General features: G+C 70.6%; 17 protein-coding genes. 7 read left to right on the top strand and 10 right to left on the bottom strand.

Annotated features, from left to right (window positions below; translation table 11 throughout):
- Positions 1 to 134: 134 nt before the first annotated feature.
- The 3 genes from ACFWCH_RS02270 to ACFWCH_RS02260 are packed head-to-tail and all read left to right on the top strand — an operon-like array spanning position 135 to position 2,881.
- Entirely contained in the window at positions 135 to 986 is an 852-nt protein-coding gene (locus ACFWCH_RS02270; RefSeq protein WP_136034641.1) for an ABC transporter permease, read from the top strand.
- 30 nt (positions 987 to 1,016) lie between these two features.
- Positions 1,017 to 2,051: an ABC transporter substrate-binding protein gene (locus ACFWCH_RS02265; RefSeq protein ID WP_136045507.1), complete on the top strand. Its 1,035-nt coding sequence runs from the start codon at positions 1,017 to 1,019 to the stop codon at positions 2,049 to 2,051.
- An 11-nt stretch (positions 2,052 to 2,062) separates the two neighbouring features.
- Positions 2,063 to 2,881 (top strand): ABC transporter ATP-binding protein, encoded by an 819-nt coding sequence (locus tag ACFWCH_RS02260; protein WP_378802818.1) that lies wholly within the window; start codon positions 2,063 to 2,065, stop codon positions 2,879 to 2,881.
- Positions 2,882 to 2,975: 94 nt separating this feature from the next.
- Here ACFWCH_RS02260 and pgm read toward each other — a convergent pair whose 3' ends face one another.
- Positions 2,976 to 4,619 (bottom strand): phosphoglucomutase (alpha-D-glucose-1,6-bisphosphate-dependent), encoded by a 1,644-nt coding sequence (pgm, locus tag ACFWCH_RS02255; RefSeq protein WP_136034647.1) that lies wholly within the window; start codon positions 4,617 to 4,619, stop codon positions 2,976 to 2,978.
- Between the two features lie 77 nt (positions 4,620 to 4,696).
- Here pgm and pheA point away from each other — a divergent pair, with 77 nt between their 5' ends.
- Entirely contained in the window at positions 4,697 to 5,647 is a 951-nt protein-coding gene (gene pheA / locus ACFWCH_RS02250) for a prephenate dehydratase (RefSeq protein ID WP_136034649.1), read from the top strand.
- 79 nt (positions 5,648 to 5,726) lie between these two features.
- Here the strand turns inward: pheA and ACFWCH_RS02245 are convergent, their stop codons facing one another.
- From ACFWCH_RS02245 to ACFWCH_RS02230, 4 genes are all read right to left on the bottom strand, one after another.
- Positions 5,727 to 5,933 (bottom strand): methyltransferase, encoded by a 207-nt coding sequence (locus tag ACFWCH_RS02245; protein ID WP_136035692.1) that lies wholly within the window; start codon positions 5,931 to 5,933, stop codon positions 5,727 to 5,729.
- Between the two features lie 70 nt (positions 5,934 to 6,003).
- Positions 6,004 to 7,041, bottom strand: coding sequence for an LLM class flavin-dependent oxidoreductase (locus ACFWCH_RS02240; protein ID WP_136034656.1), 1,038 nt, complete (start codon positions 7,039 to 7,041; stop codon positions 6,004 to 6,006).
- Between the two features lie 82 nt (positions 7,042 to 7,123).
- Complete coding sequence (locus ACFWCH_RS02235) at positions 7,124 to 7,348, bottom strand: DUF2795 domain-containing protein (protein WP_136034658.1); 225 nt, start codon at positions 7,346 to 7,348, stop codon at positions 7,124 to 7,126.
- Positions 7,349 to 7,417: 69 nt separating this feature from the next.
- Complete coding sequence (locus tag ACFWCH_RS02230) at positions 7,418 to 7,840, bottom strand: Hsp20/alpha crystallin family protein (protein WP_136034660.1); 423 nt, start codon at positions 7,838 to 7,840, stop codon at positions 7,418 to 7,420.
- Positions 7,841 to 7,964: 124 nt separating this feature from the next.
- Here ACFWCH_RS02230 and ACFWCH_RS02225 point away from each other — a divergent pair, with 124 nt between their 5' ends.
- The gene (locus ACFWCH_RS02225; protein WP_136035688.1) at positions 7,965 to 8,279 is read left to right on the top strand and encodes a MerR family transcriptional regulator; all 315 of its coding nucleotides are present in this window, start codon (positions 7,965 to 7,967) and stop codon (positions 8,277 to 8,279) included.
- A gap of 30 nt (positions 8,280 to 8,309) precedes the next feature.
- On the top strand, positions 8,310 to 10,040 hold the full coding sequence (locus tag ACFWCH_RS02220; protein WP_378802817.1) for a cation:proton antiporter: 1,731 nt from the start codon (positions 8,310 to 8,312) through the stop codon (positions 10,038 to 10,040).
- A gap of 73 nt (positions 10,041 to 10,113) precedes the next feature.
- Here ACFWCH_RS02220 and ACFWCH_RS02215 read toward each other — a convergent pair whose 3' ends face one another.
- The 5 genes from ACFWCH_RS02215 to ACFWCH_RS02195 form a co-directional block, all read right to left on the bottom strand.
- Entirely contained in the window at positions 10,114 to 11,544 is a 1,431-nt protein-coding gene (locus ACFWCH_RS02215) for a dicarboxylate/amino acid:cation symporter (protein ID WP_378802816.1), read from the bottom strand.
- Positions 11,545 to 11,687: 143 nt separating this feature from the next.
- The gene (locus tag ACFWCH_RS02210) at positions 11,688 to 12,029 is read right to left on the bottom strand and encodes a hypothetical protein (protein WP_136034667.1); all 342 of its coding nucleotides are present in this window, start codon (positions 12,027 to 12,029) and stop codon (positions 11,688 to 11,690) included.
- Positions 12,030 to 12,101: 72 nt separating this feature from the next.
- Positions 12,102 to 12,338 (bottom strand): helix-turn-helix transcriptional regulator, encoded by a 237-nt coding sequence (locus ACFWCH_RS02205; protein WP_136034669.1) that lies wholly within the window; start codon positions 12,336 to 12,338, stop codon positions 12,102 to 12,104.
- Entirely contained in the window at positions 12,335 to 13,087 is a 753-nt protein-coding gene (locus ACFWCH_RS02200) for a hypothetical protein (protein ID WP_241115082.1), read from the bottom strand. The genes ACFWCH_RS02205 and ACFWCH_RS02200 overlap by 4 nt, the downstream gene beginning before the upstream one ends.
- Positions 13,087 to 13,710: a hypothetical protein gene (locus tag ACFWCH_RS02195; protein ID WP_378802815.1), complete on the bottom strand. Its 624-nt coding sequence runs from the start codon at positions 13,708 to 13,710 to the stop codon at positions 13,087 to 13,089. The genes ACFWCH_RS02200 and ACFWCH_RS02195 overlap by 1 nt, the downstream gene beginning before the upstream one ends.
- 176 nt (positions 13,711 to 13,886) lie before the next feature.
- Between ACFWCH_RS02195 and ACFWCH_RS02190 the strand changes: the two genes are divergently transcribed.
- Complete coding sequence (locus tag ACFWCH_RS02190) at positions 13,887 to 16,418, top strand: ATP-dependent Clp protease ATP-binding subunit (protein ID WP_136034677.1); 2,532 nt, start codon at positions 13,887 to 13,889, stop codon at positions 16,416 to 16,418.
- The last annotated feature ends 36 nt before the right edge of the window (positions 16,419 to 16,454 follow it).

The raw sequence follows: 16,454 nt of genomic DNA, 5'->3' as shown, positions 1-16,454 counted from the left end.
GCCCGTCGGGGATCCCCGAGCTCACGCGCCTCGACGAACCGCGCGCGTTGACACGAGCGAACCGGCGGCATAGACTCGCAACATCGCTCGGGAATGCGCTTTCCCGAATCCTTCACGAAGATGTCGAGGACCACATGTCGTCTGCCCCCAACGCGACCATGACCCTGGCGCTGGCCGCCGACCGACCCGAGCCCGCGGGCATCGTCCGCTGGTGGAGCCGCCACTGGCACCCGCTCGTCTTCGTGCTCGCGGTCATCGCCCTGTGGTGGGTCTCGACGAGCCTCGGGTGGGTGCCGGCGTTCATCATCCCGTCGCCCGCCGACACCTGGGCGGCCTTCACCGACAACGCGGCCTACCTGGCGCAGAACACCTGGGTCACGACCTACGAGACCGTGATCGGATTCGTCATCGCGGTCGTCGTCGGCGTCCTCGTGGCGGTGCTCATGGTCTACTCCCGCGGCCTGGAGCAGACGCTCTACCCGGTGATCCTGTTCGCCCAGGTCATCCCGAAGATCGCGATCGCGCCGCTGTTCGTCGTGTGGCTCGGGTTCGGCGCCGAGCCCAAGATCCTCGTCGCCGTGCTCATGGCGTTCTTCCCCGTCGTCATCTCGGGCCTCGCAGGTCTGCGCACCGTCGATCCCGAGATCCTCCAGCTCACGTCGACCATGGGAGCGAGCCGCTTCAAGACCTTCCTCAAGGTGCGGCTGCCCGCCGCTCTCCCCGAGCTCCTGTCCGGACTGAAGGTCGCCGCCACGCTCGCGGTGACCGGCGCGGTGGTCGGCGAGTTCGTCGGCGCGAACGAGGGGCTCGGCTACGTCATCCTGCAGGCCAACGGCAACCTCGACACCGCGATGCTCTTCGCGGCGCTGATCATCATGTCGCTTCTCGGCGTGATCCTCTTCGGCATCATCCAGGTCGCCGAGCGCTTCCTCATCCCGTGGCACGCGTCCAAGCGCGACGTCGCCGCGGCCACCGTCCGACTCTGACCCCCCTCGCACCCACGAAAGAAGGCACTGATGAAGAAGTCAGGCACCATCCTCAGCTCCATCGCCCTCGCGTCCGCGGCGGTGCTCGCCCTCTCCGGGTGCGGCGGCTCCTCGGCCCCGGCGGGCGAGGGCGGCGACGACACCGACGCGCTCACCCCGGTCACGCTCATGCTCAACTGGTACCCCTACGGCGAGCACGCCGCGTTCTACTACGGGGTCGACCAGGGCATCTTCGAGGAGCACGGGATCGACCTCACGATCAAGGCGGGGCAGGGCTCGACCAAGACCGCCCAGGCCGTGGGACAGGGCCAGGTCGACTTCGGCTGGGCCGACACCCCCGCCGTCCTCGCGAACATCGACAAGGGCGTCGGGATCAAAAGCGTCGGCGTCTTCCTCCAGACGACGCCGTCGGCCGTGCAGGTCTTCGCTGACTCCGGCATCTCCGGTCCGGAGGACCTGAAGGGCAAGACCATCGCGGTCTCCGCCGGCGACGCTCCGACCACGACGTTCCCGATGTACCTCGAGGCGGTCGGGCTCGACGAGGGCGACGTGACCCAGCAGAACCTCGACGCCGCGGGCAAGATCGCCGCGATGCTCTCCGGCCAGGTGGACGGGCTCATCGGGTTCGCCCACGACCAGGGGCCGACCATCGCCGACAAGAGCGGCAAGGACGTCGAGTACCTGCGCTACTCCGACGCGGGGCTGAACTTCTTCAGCAACGGCCTCATCGCCCCGAACGACACGATCGAGAACGACCCGGAACTCGTCGAGGCGCTGGTCGCCGCGACCTCGGAGGCGTTCGAGGCCGCGCAGGAGGACCCGGAGGCCGCGGTCGCCGCGATGGAGGGCAAGGACCCGCAGATGCCGGCCCAGAAGGTGCTGCTGCACCAGTGGGAGGAGACCATCGAGCTGCTGCACACCGACGCCACCGAGGGGCAGGCTCCCGGAGCGAATGCCGCCGAGGACTGGGAGGCCACGCTCGAGGTGCTGTCGAAGGCGGGCCTCATCTCCGGCGACGGTGACGTCGAGACCTACTACGACGACGCGTTCACCCCCGGGAAGTGAGGTCGGATCTCATGCTCACCCACGATCAGCAGGCGCGCGCCACGGCGGGCACGCCCACCGGCCCCGCGCTGGAGGTCTCCGACCTGGCGATCACGTTCGCCTCCAAGCGCCGTCAGGTCACCGCGCTCGAGGGGGTCGACCTGCGCGTCGAGGAGGGCGAGTTCCTCTCCATCGCCGGCCCGTCCGGATGCGGCAAGTCGACGCTGCTCAAAGCCGTGGCGGGACTCACCGCTCCCAGCCGCGGCAGCATCCGCCTCCGCGGGGACGAGGTCCGCGGTCCCCGGCAGGACATCGGGTACGTCTTCCAGCGCGCGGCGCTCCTCGAATGGCGCAGCGTCCGCGGCAACATCCTCCTCCAGGCCGAGATGCGCGGGATGGACATGCGCAAGGCCCAGGCCCGTGCCGACGAGCTCATCGAGATGACCGGTCTCACCGGCTTCGAGAAGTCGCTGCCGCACGAGCTCTCGGGCGGGATGCAGCAGCGCGTCTCGCTGTGCCGCGCGCTGCTGCACGAGCCGCGGGTGCTGCTCATGGATGAGCCGTTCGGTGCGCTCGACGCCCTGACGCGCGAGCGCATGAACGTGGAGCTGAACCGCATCTGGAGCGCCACCGGGACCACCGTCCTGCTCGTGACGCACTCGGTCGCCGAGGCGGTCTACCTCGCGAGCCGCGTCATCGTGATGAGTCCGCGTCCCGGCCGGATCCTGGAGGAGCACCGGGTCGACCTCCCGGCCCGCCGCGGGTACGCCGAGGTGCTGGAGACGCCGGAGTTCCACCGGGTGTCGAGTCGCGTGCGCGAGCTGCTCGGCTCCTCCACCGACGCGGACTGAACCGCCCCGCCCTCCGGTCCCACCCCTGCGCGGGATCGCGAACGTCCCCACCCGCGTCCGGGGCCGTTCCGATCCCGCCGGGGTCGCCCGGGTGTCAGTCGCCGAGAGCGGCGGACACCACGGCGCGGGCCTCCTCCTGCACCTCGGCGAGGTGCTCCGGGCCGCGCAGGCTCTCGGCGTAGAGCTTGTAGACGTCTTCCGTGCCCGACGGGCGGGCGGCGAACCACGCGTGCTCGGTCTGCACCTTGAGCCCGCCGATCGCCGCACCGTTGCCTGGGGCGTGCGACAGCTTCGCCGTGATGTCCTCGCCGGCCAGCGTGGTCGCGGTGACCGACTCCGGCGCCAGCTTGCCCAGCGTGGCCTTCTGCTCCGGCGTCGCCGGGGCGTCGACGCGCTGATACGCCGAGGCGCCGAACGCCTGCTCCAGCTCGGCGTAGCGCTCCGACGGGGTCTTGCCCGTGACCGCGATGATCTCCGCCGCGAGCAGGCACAGCAGAATGCCGTCCTTGTCGGTCGACCACACGGAGCCGTCGCGGCGCAGGAACGACGCACCGGCCGACTCCTCGCCGCCGAACGCGACCGTGCCGTCGAGCAGCCCGGGCACGAACCACTTGAACCCGACCGGCACCTCCAGCAGACGGCGGCCTAGCGACTCCGCCACCCGGTCGATGATCATCGACGACACGAGGGTCTTGCCGACTGCGGCGTCGCGCGGCCACTGCTCGCGGTGGGAGAAGAGGTAGTCGATCGCGACGGCGAGGTAGTGGTTGGGGTTCATGAGCCCCGCATCCGGGGTCACGATGCCGTGCCGGTCGGCATCGGCGTCGTTCCCGGTGAGCACGTCGTAGTCGCCCTTGCGGGCGACCAGGGACGCCATCGCCGACGGAGACGACGGATCCATCCGGATCTTCTCGTCCCAGTCCAGGGTCATGAAACGCCAGGTCGGGTCGACCTCGGGGTTCACCACGTCGAGGTCGAGGTCGTGCATCTCGGCGATCAGCGCCCAGTACTCCACCGACGCCCCGCCGAGGGGGTCGGCGCCGATGCGCACGCCCGCGCTGCGGATCGCGTCGAGATCGATGATCGACGGCAGGTCGCGCACGTACGCGTCGCGGAAGTCGTACCCGGTGATCGCGTCCCAGTCGACGTCGGCGAACCGCTCGCGCTTCACCTCGGTGAGGCCGTCGGCGATGAGCTGGTTCGCGCGGTCGGCGATCCAGCCCGTGGCGTCGGTGTCGGCGGGACCACCGTGCGGCGGGTTGTACTTGAAGCCGCCGTCGCGGGGCGGGTTGTGCGACGGGGTGACCACGATGCCGTCGGCCCGGCCGGGGTCGTCGGTCGCGCGACCCCTGTTGTACGTGAGGATCGCGTGGCTCAGGGCGGGCGTCGGCACCCAGGAGTCGCGGGCGTCGACGCGCACGTCCACGCCGTTCGCGAGCAGCACCTCGATCGCGCTGCGCTCGGCAGGCAGCGACAGGGCGTGCGTGTCGCGGCCGAGGAACAGCGGCCCTGTGATGCCCTGCGCGGCGCGGTAGTCGACGATCGCCTGCGTCGTGGCGAGGATGTGGTTCTCGTTGAAGCTCTTCGTCAGCGAGGAGCCGCGGTGGCCGCTGGTGCCGAACACGACCCGTTCGGCCGGGACCGTCGGGTCGGGCACGCGGTCGTAGTAGGCGGCGATCAGCTCGTCGACGTCGATCAGGTCACTTTCCTCCGCGGGGAGGCCGGCACGACTGCTCATCCTCTCAGTCTGCCCCGTGATCCGGATGCGCGCATCCGCTTGACATCCGGGAGGCCGGTGCGCGAGCGAGGGCTAGGCTGAACGCCGTGACCGATCGCCGCACCTACAGCTATCTCGGACCAGCCGGAACCTTCACCGAGGCGGCACTCGACCAGGTGGCGGAGGCCAGGGGGCAGGTGTGGCGTCCCGTGCACAACGTCGGCGAGGCGCTCGACGACGTGCTGGAGGGCCGCAGCGACGCCGCGATGATCGCGATCGAGAACTCGATCGAGGGCGGCGTCTCCACCACGCAAGACGCGTTGGCGACGCTCCCCGGGCTGCGCATCATCGGCGAGTACCTGGTGCGGGTCAACTTCGTCCTGGTCGCCCCGCGCGGCACCACGCTCGACCAGGTGGAGGTGATCGCGGCGCACCCCGTGGCGTACGCGCAGTGCCACGGCTGGCTCGGCGAGCACCTGCCGCGGCACTCACACGTGCCGGCGGCGAGCAACGTGGCCTCGGCGATCGGCGTGCTCGACGGTTCGCTGCCCGCCCAGGCGGCGATCGCGGCCCCCGGCATCGTGCAGCACTACGACGTGGACGTGCTCGCAGAGGGCATCGGCGACAACGCGGCCGCCGTCACGCGCTTCGTGCTGGTCACCCGCACGACGCGCTCCCCGGAGCCGACCGGGGCCGACAAGACCTCCCTCATCGTGGAGCTGCCCCACGACCACCCCGGCTCGCTGCTGGAGATGCTGGAGCAGTTCTCCACCCGCGGCATCAACCTCTCGCTCATCGAGTCCCGCCCGATCGGCGACGAGCTCGGCCGCTACCGCTTTGTGATCGACGCCGACGGTCACATCGAGCACGAGCGCATGGCCGACGCCCTGCTCGGCATCCGCCGCTTCAGCCCGCGCGTGGTGTTCCTCGGGTCGTACCCGCGTGCCGACCGGCAGATCGTGCAGTACCCCGACCGCTACTCCGACGACGTGTTCATCGAGGCACGCGACTGGCTGCGCGGCATCCTCTCCGGCGAGCCCGAGTCCTGACACCCGTCCCCGGGCTTCGGGGCTCGAGCACGTGCCGGGACCGAGGGCCCCGGCGCGTCTCGAGCGACGGTCGCGGTGGTCAGTGCTCCTGGAACAGCGGCCACGCGCTGCCGGGAGCCATGCGCGCATGCAGTGCCCCCTTCGCCGACGCGAGGCTCGGGTAGGTCCCGGCCACGGCGTCCGCCCCGGCCATCGTGACCGCGTACCCCTCGTCGTCATGGCGGATGCTGCCGACCACGCCGTTCGGGCCGTAGGCGACCCACAGTGCGAGTGTCCTGGTGCTCATCGTCGAACCCCTCTCTCTGCCGCTGAGGCTACGCCTCGGAGTCGGCCGGGGCCAGCCCCTCGCGCCGGGTTCAGGCGGTCGCGATGAGCTCGAGCGTCTGCGTGCGTCCGGGCGAGGTGTCGGCGGGCTCGGCCTCGAACGCTCCGGCGACGGGCGAGAGCATGACCTCGTCCACGCCGTGCTGCGTGGCGAAGGCCCGCACCTCTGCGGCGACGGACTCGCCCGTGCCGACGAACCACCGCGACCGGGCGGCCTGCACGACCTGGTCGGTCGCGGCGTCGGAGGCCGCGGCGAGTGCCTGCTCCACGGTCTCCAGCGCCACCAGGGGCTGGTTGAGCCGCAGCCGGGCCATCATCCGCAGCTGGGGGAGGGCGCGCTGCTCGGCCTCGTCCGCGGTGGGGGCGGCGACCGCGTTGACGGTGAGGAACGTGCGCGGCTCCGGGTGCTCCTCGCTGGGGCGGTAGTTCGTGCGGTACAGGTCGAGCGCGCGCTCCAGCCCCTGGCCGGAGAAGTGGTTGGCGAACACGTAGGGCAGTCCGTGCGAGGCGGCGAGCTGCGCGGAGTAGTCGCTCGACCCGAGCAGCCACACCTCGGGCACGCCGGTCGCGGCGGGGGTGGCCCGCACGGTGTACTCGCCGCCCGACGTGAAGCGCACCGTGGCACCGTCGGCGGAGAAGAGCGCCGCGATGTCCTGCACGTGACGCGGGAACTGCTCGACGTCGCTGGTGGTGCCGCTGCCGCGCAGCAGCTGCGTGATGACGGGGTCGCTGCCGGGCGCGCGGCCGAGACCGAGGTCGATGCGTCCCGGCGCGATGGCCTCGAGCGCCGCGAACTGCTCGGCGACGATGAGGGGTGCGTGGTTCGGCAGCATCACGCCACCCGAGCCCAGGCGCAGCCGTCGGGTGCGCGCGGCCGCCGCGGCGATCAGCACCGGGGGCGTGGTCGAGGCCACCGCGGGCATGTTGTGGTGCTCCGCGAACCAGTAGCGGCGGTAGCCGAGACGGTCGGCGGTCTCGGCGAGCGAGAGGGAGGCGGCGATGGCCTCGGCGCTGGTCTGGCCGGAGCGGACCGGCACGAGGTCGAGGACGGAGAGGGCGACGTCGTTCATCCCCGGGTGCAACCCGAGACGTCGCGCGCGCATTCCCGGCCTCGCACCGGTGCGTCCGTGACGCGACCGCGCGGGTGCGGGCTCAGGCGGCCCGGGCGGCGGGGGTCAGCGACTCGCGGAGCGCGGCGCGGGCCAGGCGGTAGCGGATGTGCCAGGCGGCGCTGTAACTCTGCTCGGGGAGGGTGCGCAGCACGGCACGGTCGTCGGCGTCGAGTCCGTCGCGGGTGGCCTCGCGCAGCAGGTCGTCGCGCGTCGCCGGGTACTCCATGCCGGCGAGGAAGCGATCGAGGGTGGGGGAGAGGGCCATGGGTCGTCCTTTCTGCGGGGAGGAGGAAAGGGAAGGACGGGGGCGGCGCGTGGGCGCCGCCCCCGCGGGTCAGGCGTCGATGGCCTGGCGCTGCTCGCCGGACTCCACGACGATCTTGCGCGGCTTGGCGCGCTCGCTCACCGGGATCACGACCGACAGCACCCCGCTCTCGTAGGAGGCGCTGATGCTGTCGAGGTCGACGCCGTCGCCGAGCGAGAACTGGCGCAGGAACGAGCCGGCGCCGCGTTCGCGGGCGAGCCACCGCACGCCCTCGCGCGTGTCGGCGGTGCGCTGGGCGCGGATGGTGAGCTGACCGCCGTCGAGGTCGACGTCGATCGAGCCCGGGTCGGCGCCGGGGAGGTCGGCGTGCAGGATGTAGCGGTCACCGTCGCGGTACAGGTCCACCGGCATCGACCGGGGTGCGCGAACGGAGTCCAGCACGCTCGCGGCGAAGCGATCGAGCTGGCTGAAGGGATCGAAGGTCAGTGCCATGAGGTTCTCCTTTCGTGCGGCCCGTATGGGCTGAGGTGGTGTGCAGATTATCTGCACGTGGGGTATAGATTTGTTATAGAACGAGATGACCGATCTCGCAACCCCGATCCGAGGACACGTCAGGATGACCGCACGCGACTCGCGCACACCCGTCTACGGCATCGCCGTGGCTGCCCAGCTCGTCGACCTGCCGGAGGCGACCATCCGCCTCTTCGAGAGCAAGGGGCTGCTCGTCCCCGCCCGCAGCGACGGTGGCACGCGCCGCTACAGCGACGACGACATCGAGCGGCTGCGACGCGCGGCCGAGCTCCGCGGCGACGGGCTCAACATCGCCGGTATCGCCCGTGTGCTCGACCTGCAGGACGAGAATGCCGGACTCCGCGACGCGCTCGACGCGGAGACCGCCCGCACGCCCGCGCGGCGTCGCCCCGCCCGCTGACCCGTCCTCGGACGACGCTACGCTTCCCCCATGGAAGCCGGGATCTTCTACGTCCTCGTCGGAGCCGTCGCCGTGGCCGCGTTCGCGCGCTGGCGCGGGTGGCCGGCGCCGCTGCTGGTGACGGTGGTCGCGCTCGCCGCCTCGTTCCTGCCGATCGTGCCCGACCTGTCCATCGACGGGCACCTGCTGCTTGGCCTGGTGCTGCCGCCGCTGCTGTACTCCGCCGCGCTGGATGTGTCGTTCGTCGGCTTCAAGCGCAGCCTGCCGCAGATCCGACGGCTCGGCATCTGGCTCGTCCTGCTCACCGCGCTCGCGGTCGGCCTCGTGGCGTGGTGGATCCTGCCGTCGCTGACCCTCCCCGGTGCGCTGCTGCTCGGGGCGATCGTCGCACCGCCCGATGCCGTGTCCGCCGCCGCGATCGGCCGCCGTCTCGGGCTCCCGCGGCGCATCATGACGGTGCTGTCGGGCGAGAGCCTCATCAACGACGCCACCTCGCTCACGCTGTACCGCGTATTCGCCGCGATCCTCGCCGGAGCCACCCTGACGGTGTGGGACGGGGTCTGGCAGTTCCTGGTCGCGGTGGGCGTCGGCGTCGCGGTCGGGCTCGTGTTCGGGATCGTGCTCCACCAGCTGCGCATGCGCATCAGCGACCCCGTCGTGATCGGCACGTTCGGGCTGCTCGCGCCGTTCGGGGCGTACGGCATCGCCGAGCACCTCCTGGGCTCCGGTGTGCTCGCGGTCGTGGCGATGGGACTGTACGTGGGGTTCAACGCCCCGCGCACCGACTACACGACCAGGCAGCAGGAGGCGCCACTGTGGCTGTCGGCCGACCTGCTGCTGGAGAGCTTCGTGTTCGCGTACATCGGGCTGCAGTTCCCGCGGGTGCTCCGCGACCTGAGCAGCGAGTCCGTGGGGCGCATCCTGCTGCTGTCCCTCGCCGTGCTGGTGGTGGTGCTGCTCGTGCGGCCCCTGTACATCTACCCCACCAGCGCGTGGGCGAACTTCCAGGACCGTCGTCGGCTCGCGCGCATGGACCGGGGGATCGCCTCGGGGGAGTTCGACGAGCGTCGGCGGCGGTCGCGGCGCTGGCGGCAGTACAGCGCGGACGAGCTGCGCACGCAGATCGTGCGGGAGCGCATGGCCGGACTCCAGCTCACGTGGAAGGACAACGCCGTGATCTCCTGGGCGGGGATGCGCGGCGTGGTCACGCTCGCGATCGCGGTGGCCGCGGCCGACCTCGCGACGCTCGACACCGAGGCCTCGCACGCGATCGTCGTCGTGGCGTTCATCGTGACGGTGGGCACGCTGCTGCTGCAGGGGCTGACGCTGCCGCTGCTCATCCGGCGGCTCGGGATCCGGGGCGACGCCGAGCACGCGAAGGACGAGGCCGCGCTCGAGGCGGTCAAGGCCAAGAGCCGGGAGGCGGGCAAGGAGTACCTGGCGCAGAAGCGCGTCGAGTGGGAGCAGAAGCACGGTGCGGTCGACCTGAGCGTGTTCGACGCCTTCACGAAGCGCATGACCAGGGTGGAGAAGGACACCGACGAGGCGCAGCGGGTGGAGGACACCTCGAGCCGTCCGTCGTTCGACGACCTGGTCGCGCTGTCGAAGGGGTGGTTGCAGGTGCGGAGGGAGATCCTGGTCGCCGAGCGCGACGCGGGCAACCTCGACGAGGAGGTCATGCGGGAGCTGCTGACCGCGATGGATGCGGAGGAGCTGGCGATGGACACGCGCGGCGCCACGCGTCAGCAGGGCCGCGTCTGACGCGGTCGCCTCGCACCCCGCACACGAGAACGCCCCGCCTCCCGGAGGAGACGGGGCGTTCCGGCGTGACGGGTCAGCGGGCGCCGGCCGGCTCCGGCGCGCTGTCCGAGGCGGCGTCGGCCTCGGGGGCGTCGTCGTCGGACGAGTCATCGGCGAACGGCAGGCCCTCGCGCGGCGCGTTGTAGAGCTCCTCGTTGAGGATGCCCTCGCGCTTGGCGACGATGGTCGGGATCAGCGCCTGGCCCGCGACGTTGACCGCGGTGCGGCCCATGTCGAGGATCGGGTCGATCGCGAGCAGCAGACCAACGCCCTCGAGCGGCAGACCCAGGGTTGACAGCGTGAGCGTGAGCATGACGACCGCGCCCGTGGTGCCGGCGGTGGCGGCGGAGCCCACGACCGAGACGATCACGATCAGCAGGTACTGCACGAAGTTCAGCTCGATGCCGAAGAACTGGGCGACGAAGATCGCGGCGATGGCCGGGTAGATCGCGGCGCAGCCGTCCATCTTCGTGGTCGCGCCGAGCGGCACCGCGAACGAGGCGTACGAGCGGGGCACGCCGAGGTTGCGCTCGGTCACGCGCTCCGTGAGCGGCAGCGTTCCGATGGAGGAGCGGCTCACGAACGCGAGCTGCACCGCGGGCCAGACGCCCGAGAAGTACTGCTTGATCGACAGGCCGTGCGTGCGCACGAGGATCGGGTAGACCACGAACAGCACGAGAGCGAGGCCGATGTAGATCGCGGCGGCGAACCAGCCGAGCGACGCGAGCTTCTCCCAGCCGTACTTGATGACGGCGGAGCCGATGAGGCCGAACGTGCCGATCGGGGCGATGCGGATGATCCACCACAGCACGCGCTGGATGACCTTGAGCAGCGACTCGGTGAAGACGAGGAACGGCTCGGCCTTCTTGCCCGCCTTGAGAGCGGCGATGCCGACGACCGCGGCGACGACGATCACCTGCAGGATGTTGAAGCCCACCGTGGAGGTGAACGCGCCCTCGGTCGCGCCGGGGGAGGTGCTGACCGTGAGGCCGAGGAAGTTCTGGGGGATTAGGCCGAGGAGGAAGTTCCACCACGTGCCGACCGTGTAGGGGTCGCCGGGCTCGAGGCCCTCGCCGGCGCGGTTGCCCGGCCGGATCACGAGGCCGAGCCCGATGCCGATGATGACGGCGATGAACGCGGTGATCGCGAACCACAGGATGGTCTGACCGGCCAGGCGTGCCGCGTTCTGCACGCGGCGCAGGTTGGAGATGCTCGCGACGATCGCGGTGAAGATCAGCGGGACGACCGCCGCGCGCAGCAGCGTGACGTAGGAGCTGCCGATCGTGTCGAGCGTGGCGGACAGGCCGGTGGGGTTCTCGGCTGTGGCGCCGAGCTGACGGCCGATCAGGCCGGCGGCGATGCCGAGGACGAGGGCGGCGATGATCTGGAAGCCGAACGAGGTCAGCAGCTTCCGGACCGGCCCGCGGGTGTCTGGCGCCTTCTGGGCGCGTGCGGTGGTGCTCATCGAGGTGGGGACTCCAGAGATCGCGGCGCGCCGGGATGCGCGCCATGAGGCTCAACGCTAGAGCTGGCTGGGAATTCCCTGGGCGGATATGACGAAGCATGACGGCCGCCCCTCCGCAGCCGTCATGCTCCGGGTTCGGGGGGTCAGGGCGCGACGCACTCGTTCAGGTTGTCGGTGATGATCTGCGTCGTGAGCGCCTTGTCGGCTTCGTCCTTCTGCTTGTCTTCGCCGTTGGCGATGTAGGTGAGCGTCTCGTCGCTCAGCTCGGAGTCGACCAGGGCGTCGGCGAGGCAGCTGGCGGCCTCGTCGGTCATCGCCTGCTCCTGGCTCGTGCCGGCGAACACCTTCTGGATCCCCTCGGCCACCTCGTCGGACGACGGGCGGGCCGGTCCGCCGCACGCGGCGAGGGACAGGGCGAGCGCGACGGCGGGCACGAGGGCAGCGAGGCGGGCGGCCGGGCGGGCCGCGGGTGCTGGCTTCTTCATGCGGACGACGCTAGTGCGCCACAGCAGATTCATAGAAGGGGCTTGCGTGCGGAGGCGCATCCATGCTCCGCGTCAGCGGGCCGCGAGCACGAGCAGGTCGCCCACGTCGCACTCCAGCGCCTCGCAGATCGCCCGCAGCGTGGAGTAACGGATCGCGCGGGCACGGTCGTTCTTGAGCACGGACAGGTTGACGATGCTCACGCCGACCGCGGCGCTCAGCTCGGTGAGGGTCATGCCGCGCTCGGCGAGCAGCTCGTCCAGGCGGCAGTGGATGCCGGTGAACTCCTCGTCGCTCTCGGCCGGGCTCACACCAGCCCCTCCGTCTCCTTCTCCAGGGCGGCACGCTGCTGCTCCAGGCGCATGCCCTGCCGGAACACGGCGGCGAGGGCGAGCAGGCCGAGCGCGGCGGCGAACGGCAGCGGCGTCACGGTGAGCTGATACGCCGCGGGGTACCACGGGCTGCCGATCGGGAGGGCCTCCCGCAGGCCCGCCGTGGCGGCGATCCCGTTCAACAGGTCGGATGCCACGCCGAGCACCACGAGCGCGACCGCGCCGCCGACGAGGGCACGGGTCACGACCAGGGAGAACGCGCGCCCGCGCAGCGTGTGGAAGCAGATGAGGGCGAGGACCACGGCGGGCACCGTGGCGAGCGCCAGGCTGCTGAGCTGTGCCGCCGCGGCGAGGAGGCGGAGTCCGAGCGAGGCGTTGCCCACGGTGAAGTCCGTCAGTTCCGTGCCGCCGCAGGTGAGGGCGGTGTGCGCACCGTCGCCGAACTCGGAGCAGGGGAGGGCGGCGGGCCAGTCGAGGAAGACGACGGTCCGCCCGTGCAGCTCTGCCCAGTCGACCGCGAACGCCTTGACGACGACCGCGATCGCGCCGAGTGCCGACAGGATCACCCACCATCCCGACAGCGTGAGCGCCGCATCGAGGGTGACCGTGCGGCTGCCGCGCCGGCGGCTGTTCCAGACGACGAGGGCGACGACGGCGGCGCCGACGGCGAGGGCGATCGCGATGTTGAGCAGCGAGGGCCAGACGGCCTCCGAGCCGAACGTGATCATCAGACCAGCCCCTCCGTGTCGCGCTGCAGGCGGCGGCCGACGGCGAACACGCCCGCCACGAGGGCCAGGGCGAACGCCCACCCCACGGGTGCCAGGTCGAACTGCACGAGCAGCGTCCACAGCACGTCTTCGACGCCGGGTTCGGTCGCGGCCAGATCCTTCACGATCTCGGCCCGGCCGATGCCGCCGGCGAACTGCCCGAGCAGCGTGCCGGCCATCAGCAGGCAGGCGGCGACCGCGAACATCCACCCGAGCGAGGCGCGGAACGGGCGGGAGCGGATGAGGGACACGCCCAGCCACCAGACCACCGCGCACAGGGCGACCGTGGCGAGCGCGGGCAGCGCCGTCTCCAGCAGCAGCAGCCAGCGGGCGGCGGTGGGCGGCGCGGTGAGGGTGACGAGTGCGGAGTCGACGGTGGCGCCCTCGATCCCGGCCACGCCGTCGAGGGCGATGAGGTCGACGTCGTGCACGGGCATCGCGATCGTCGGCGACGGCGAGAACAGGGTGGCGGCGGCCTGGGCGACGGCGACGATCGCACCGATTCCGACGCTCACGGCTCCGGTCGCGATCAGTCCGAGGGCGATGCCGTCGGCGAGCGAGGGTCGTCTGTCCGTGGCGAGCATGGGCTCCTCCTGGAGATCGGGGGGTTATCGACTTTCGTTAACATAACGACTGTCGATAAACGGGTCAAGCCCCCGCTATGCCCACGGCGAACACGGGCATACCCGGCATTCCTGGTCGTTACTCTCGATGTACAAGCGCTTCATGCGTCTTCGCCCCGTGCGAATAAGGAGTCAACATGTTCGAGAGATTCACGGACCGAGCCCGTCGAGTGGTCGTCCTCGCCCAAGAAGAGGCGAAGATGCTCAACCACAACTACATCGGCACCGAGCACATCCTGCTCGGCCTCATCCACGAGGGCGAGGGCGTCGCAGCCAAGGCGCTGGAGTCGCTCGGCATCTCCCTCGACGCCGTGCGCGAGCAGGTGCAGGACATCATCGGCCAGGGTCAGCAGCAGCCGACCGGCCACATCCCGTTCACGCCGCGCGCCAAGAAGGTGCTCGAGCTCAGCCTCCGCGAGGCCCTGCAGCTCGGCCACAACTACATCGGCACCGAGCACATCCTCCTCGGCCTCATCCGTGAGGGCGAGGGCGTGGCCGCCCAGGTGCTGGTCAAGCTCGGCGCCGACCTCAACAAGGTGCGCCAGCAGGTCATCCAGCTGCTGTCCGGCGCTCCGGGCCGCGAGCCCGCGTCGGTCGGCGCGCAGACCAACGACTCGCCCGCCGGCGCCCAGGGTGGCTCCGCGGTGCTCGACCAGTTCGGTCGCAACCTCACCCAGGCCGCGCGCGACAACAAGCTCGACCCGGTGATCGGGCGCGAGAAGGAGGCGGAGCGGGTCATGCAGATCCTCTCCCGCCGCTCCAAGAACAACCCCGTCCTGATCGGTGAGCCCGGCGTCGGCAAGACCGCCGTCGTCGAGGGCCTGGCGCAGGCGATCGTCAAGGGCGATGTGCCCGAGACGCTGAAGGACAAGCAGCTCTACTCGCTCGACCTCGGCTCGCTCATCGCCGGTTCCCGCTACCGCGGCGACTTCGAGGAGCGCCTGAAGAAGGTCACCAAGGAGATCCGCACGCGCGGCGACATCATCGTCTTCATCGACGAGATCCACACCCTCGTGGGTGCGGGTGCCGCCGAGGGCGCGATCGACGCGGCCAGCATCCTCAAGCCGCTGCTCGCCCGCGGTGAGCTCCAGACGATCGGCGCCACCACGCTCGACGAGTACCGCAAGCACTTCGAGAAGGACGCCGCTCTCGAGCGCCGCTTCCAGCCGGTGCAGGTGAACGAGCCGACGCTGCCGCACGCGATCAACATCCTCAAGGGGCTGCGCGACCGCTACGAGGCGCACCACAAGGTGCAGATCACCGACGGCGCGATCGTGGCCGCGGCGAACCTCGCCGACCGCTACGTCTCCGACCGGTTCCTTCCCGACAAGGCGATCGACCTGATCGACGAGGCCGGCGCGCGCCTGCGTCTGTCGATCCTGTCGAGCCCGCCCGAGCTGCGGGAGTTCGACGAGAAGATCGCCGCCGTGCGCGAGCAGAAGGAGCTCGCCTCCGAGGAGCAGGACTTCGAGAAGGCCGCGTCGCTGCGCGACGAGGAGAAGAGCCTGCTCGCCGAGCGGCTGCGCCTCGAGAAGCAGTGGCGTGCGGGCGACGTCGCGACCCAGGCGGTCGTCGACGAGGGCCTGATCGCCGAGGTGCTCGCGCAGGCCACGGGCATCCCCGTGTTCAAGCTGACCGAGGAGGAGTCCAGCCGACTCGTCTTCATGGAGAAGGCGCTGCACCAGCGCGTCATCGGTCAGGAGGAGGCCATCGCGGCCCTCTCCAAGACCATCCGTCGTCAGCGTGCGGGCCTCAAGGACCCGAAGCGCCCCTCCGGTTCGTTCATCTTCGCCGGCCCCACGGGCGTCGGAAAGACGGAGCTGGCCAAGGCGCTCGCGGAGTTCCTGTTCGACGACGAGGCCGCGCTCATCTCGCTCGACATGAGCGAGTTCGGCGAGAAGCACACCGTCTCGCGGCTGTTCGGTGCCCCTCCCGGGTTCGTCGGCTTCGAAGAGGGCGGTCAGCTCACCGAGAAGGTGCGGCGCAAGCCGTTCAGCGTGGTGCTGTTCGACGAGATCGAGAAGGCCCACCCCGACATCTTCAACTCGCTGCTGCAGATCCTTGAAGAGGGTCGCCTCACCGACGGTCAGGGTCGGATCGTGGACTTCAAGAACACGGTCATCATCATGACCACCAACCTCGGTGCACGCGACATCGCCGGCGGTCCCGTGGGCTTCCAGATCGAGGGCAACAACGCCACCAGCTACGAGCGGATGAAGGGCAAGGTCAACGAAGAGCTCAAGCGGCACTTCAAGCCCGAGTTCCTCAACCGTGTCGACGACATCATCGTCTTCCCGCAGCTGAGCAAGGACGAGCTGGTGCAGATCGTGGATCTGTTCACGAAGCGCCTCGGCGAGCGTCTGCTCGACCGCGACATGACGATCGAGCTGTCGCAGGCCGCCAAGGAGCGTCTGATCGAGATCGGCTTCGACCCGGCTCTGGGCGCCCGGCCGCTGCGTCGCGCGATGCAGCACGAGATCGAGGACCGTCTGTCGGAGAAGATCCTGCACGGCGAGCTCGACTCGGGCGATCACGTGAAGGTCGACGCGAAGGACGGGGAGTTCCTGTTCGAGCACGGTCCGCGCGGCGAGAAGGTTGCGGTCGGTGTCAACACCGGCGGCGGCGCGATCGCCGGCACGCCCGACCTGGCGATCACCGGCAACGACTGATCCCACCCGGGTCGTGAGCCCGGACGTGAAGGGGCG

This window comes from Microbacterium sp. NPDC060132 (assembly GCF_042729675.1).
Taxonomy (GTDB): domain Bacteria; phylum Actinomycetota; class Actinomycetes; order Actinomycetales; family Microbacteriaceae; genus Microbacterium; species Microbacterium sufflavum.
The sequence above is the reverse complement of the archived record's forward strand: the minus strand, read 5'-3'. Positions and strand labels throughout refer to the sequence as shown.

Coding starts and splice junctions, on each gene's coding strand:
- ACFWCH_RS02220 (WP_378802817.1), top strand. CDS start 8,310: ATGGAAGCCGGGATCTTCTACGTCCTCGTCGGAGCCGTCGCCGTGGCC.
- ACFWCH_RS02230 (WP_136034660.1), bottom strand. CDS start 7,840: ATGGCACTGACCTTCGATCCCTTCAGCCAGCTCGATCGCTTCGCCGCG.
- ACFWCH_RS02270 (WP_136034641.1), top strand. CDS start 135: ATGTCGTCTGCCCCCAACGCGACCATGACCCTGGCGCTGGCCGCCGAC.
- ACFWCH_RS02225 (WP_136035688.1), top strand. CDS start 7,965: ATGACCGCACGCGACTCGCGCACACCCGTCTACGGCATCGCCGTGGCT.
- ACFWCH_RS02190 (WP_136034677.1), top strand. CDS start 13,887: ATGTTCGAGAGATTCACGGACCGAGCCCGTCGAGTGGTCGTCCTCGCC.
- ACFWCH_RS02235 (WP_136034658.1), bottom strand. CDS start 7,348: ATGGCCCTCTCCCCCACCCTCGATCGCTTCCTCGCCGGCATGGAGTAC.
- ACFWCH_RS02265 (WP_136045507.1), top strand. CDS start 1,017: ATGAAGAAGTCAGGCACCATCCTCAGCTCCATCGCCCTCGCGTCCGCG.
- pgm (WP_136034647.1), bottom strand. CDS start 4,619: ATGAGCAGTCGTGCCGGCCTCCCCGCGGAGGAAAGTGACCTGATCGAC.
- ACFWCH_RS02200 (WP_241115082.1), bottom strand. CDS start 13,087: ATGATCACGTTCGGCTCGGAGGCCGTCTGGCCCTCGCTGCTCAACATC.
- ACFWCH_RS02260 (WP_378802818.1), top strand. CDS start 2,063: ATGCTCACCCACGATCAGCAGGCGCGCGCCACGGCGGGCACGCCCACC.
- ACFWCH_RS02215 (WP_378802816.1), bottom strand. CDS start 11,544: ATGAGCACCACCGCACGCGCCCAGAAGGCGCCAGACACCCGCGGGCCG.
- ACFWCH_RS02245 (WP_136035692.1), bottom strand. CDS start 5,933: ATGAGCACCAGGACACTCGCACTGTGGGTCGCCTACGGCCCGAACGGC.
- ACFWCH_RS02240 (WP_136034656.1), bottom strand. CDS start 7,041: ATGAACGACGTCGCCCTCTCCGTCCTCGACCTCGTGCCGGTCCGCTCC.
- ACFWCH_RS02210 (WP_136034667.1), bottom strand. CDS start 12,029: ATGAAGAAGCCAGCACCCGCGGCCCGCCCGGCCGCCCGCCTCGCTGCC.
- ACFWCH_RS02195 (WP_378802815.1), bottom strand. CDS start 13,710: ATGCTCGCCACGGACAGACGACCCTCGCTCGCCGACGGCATCGCCCTC.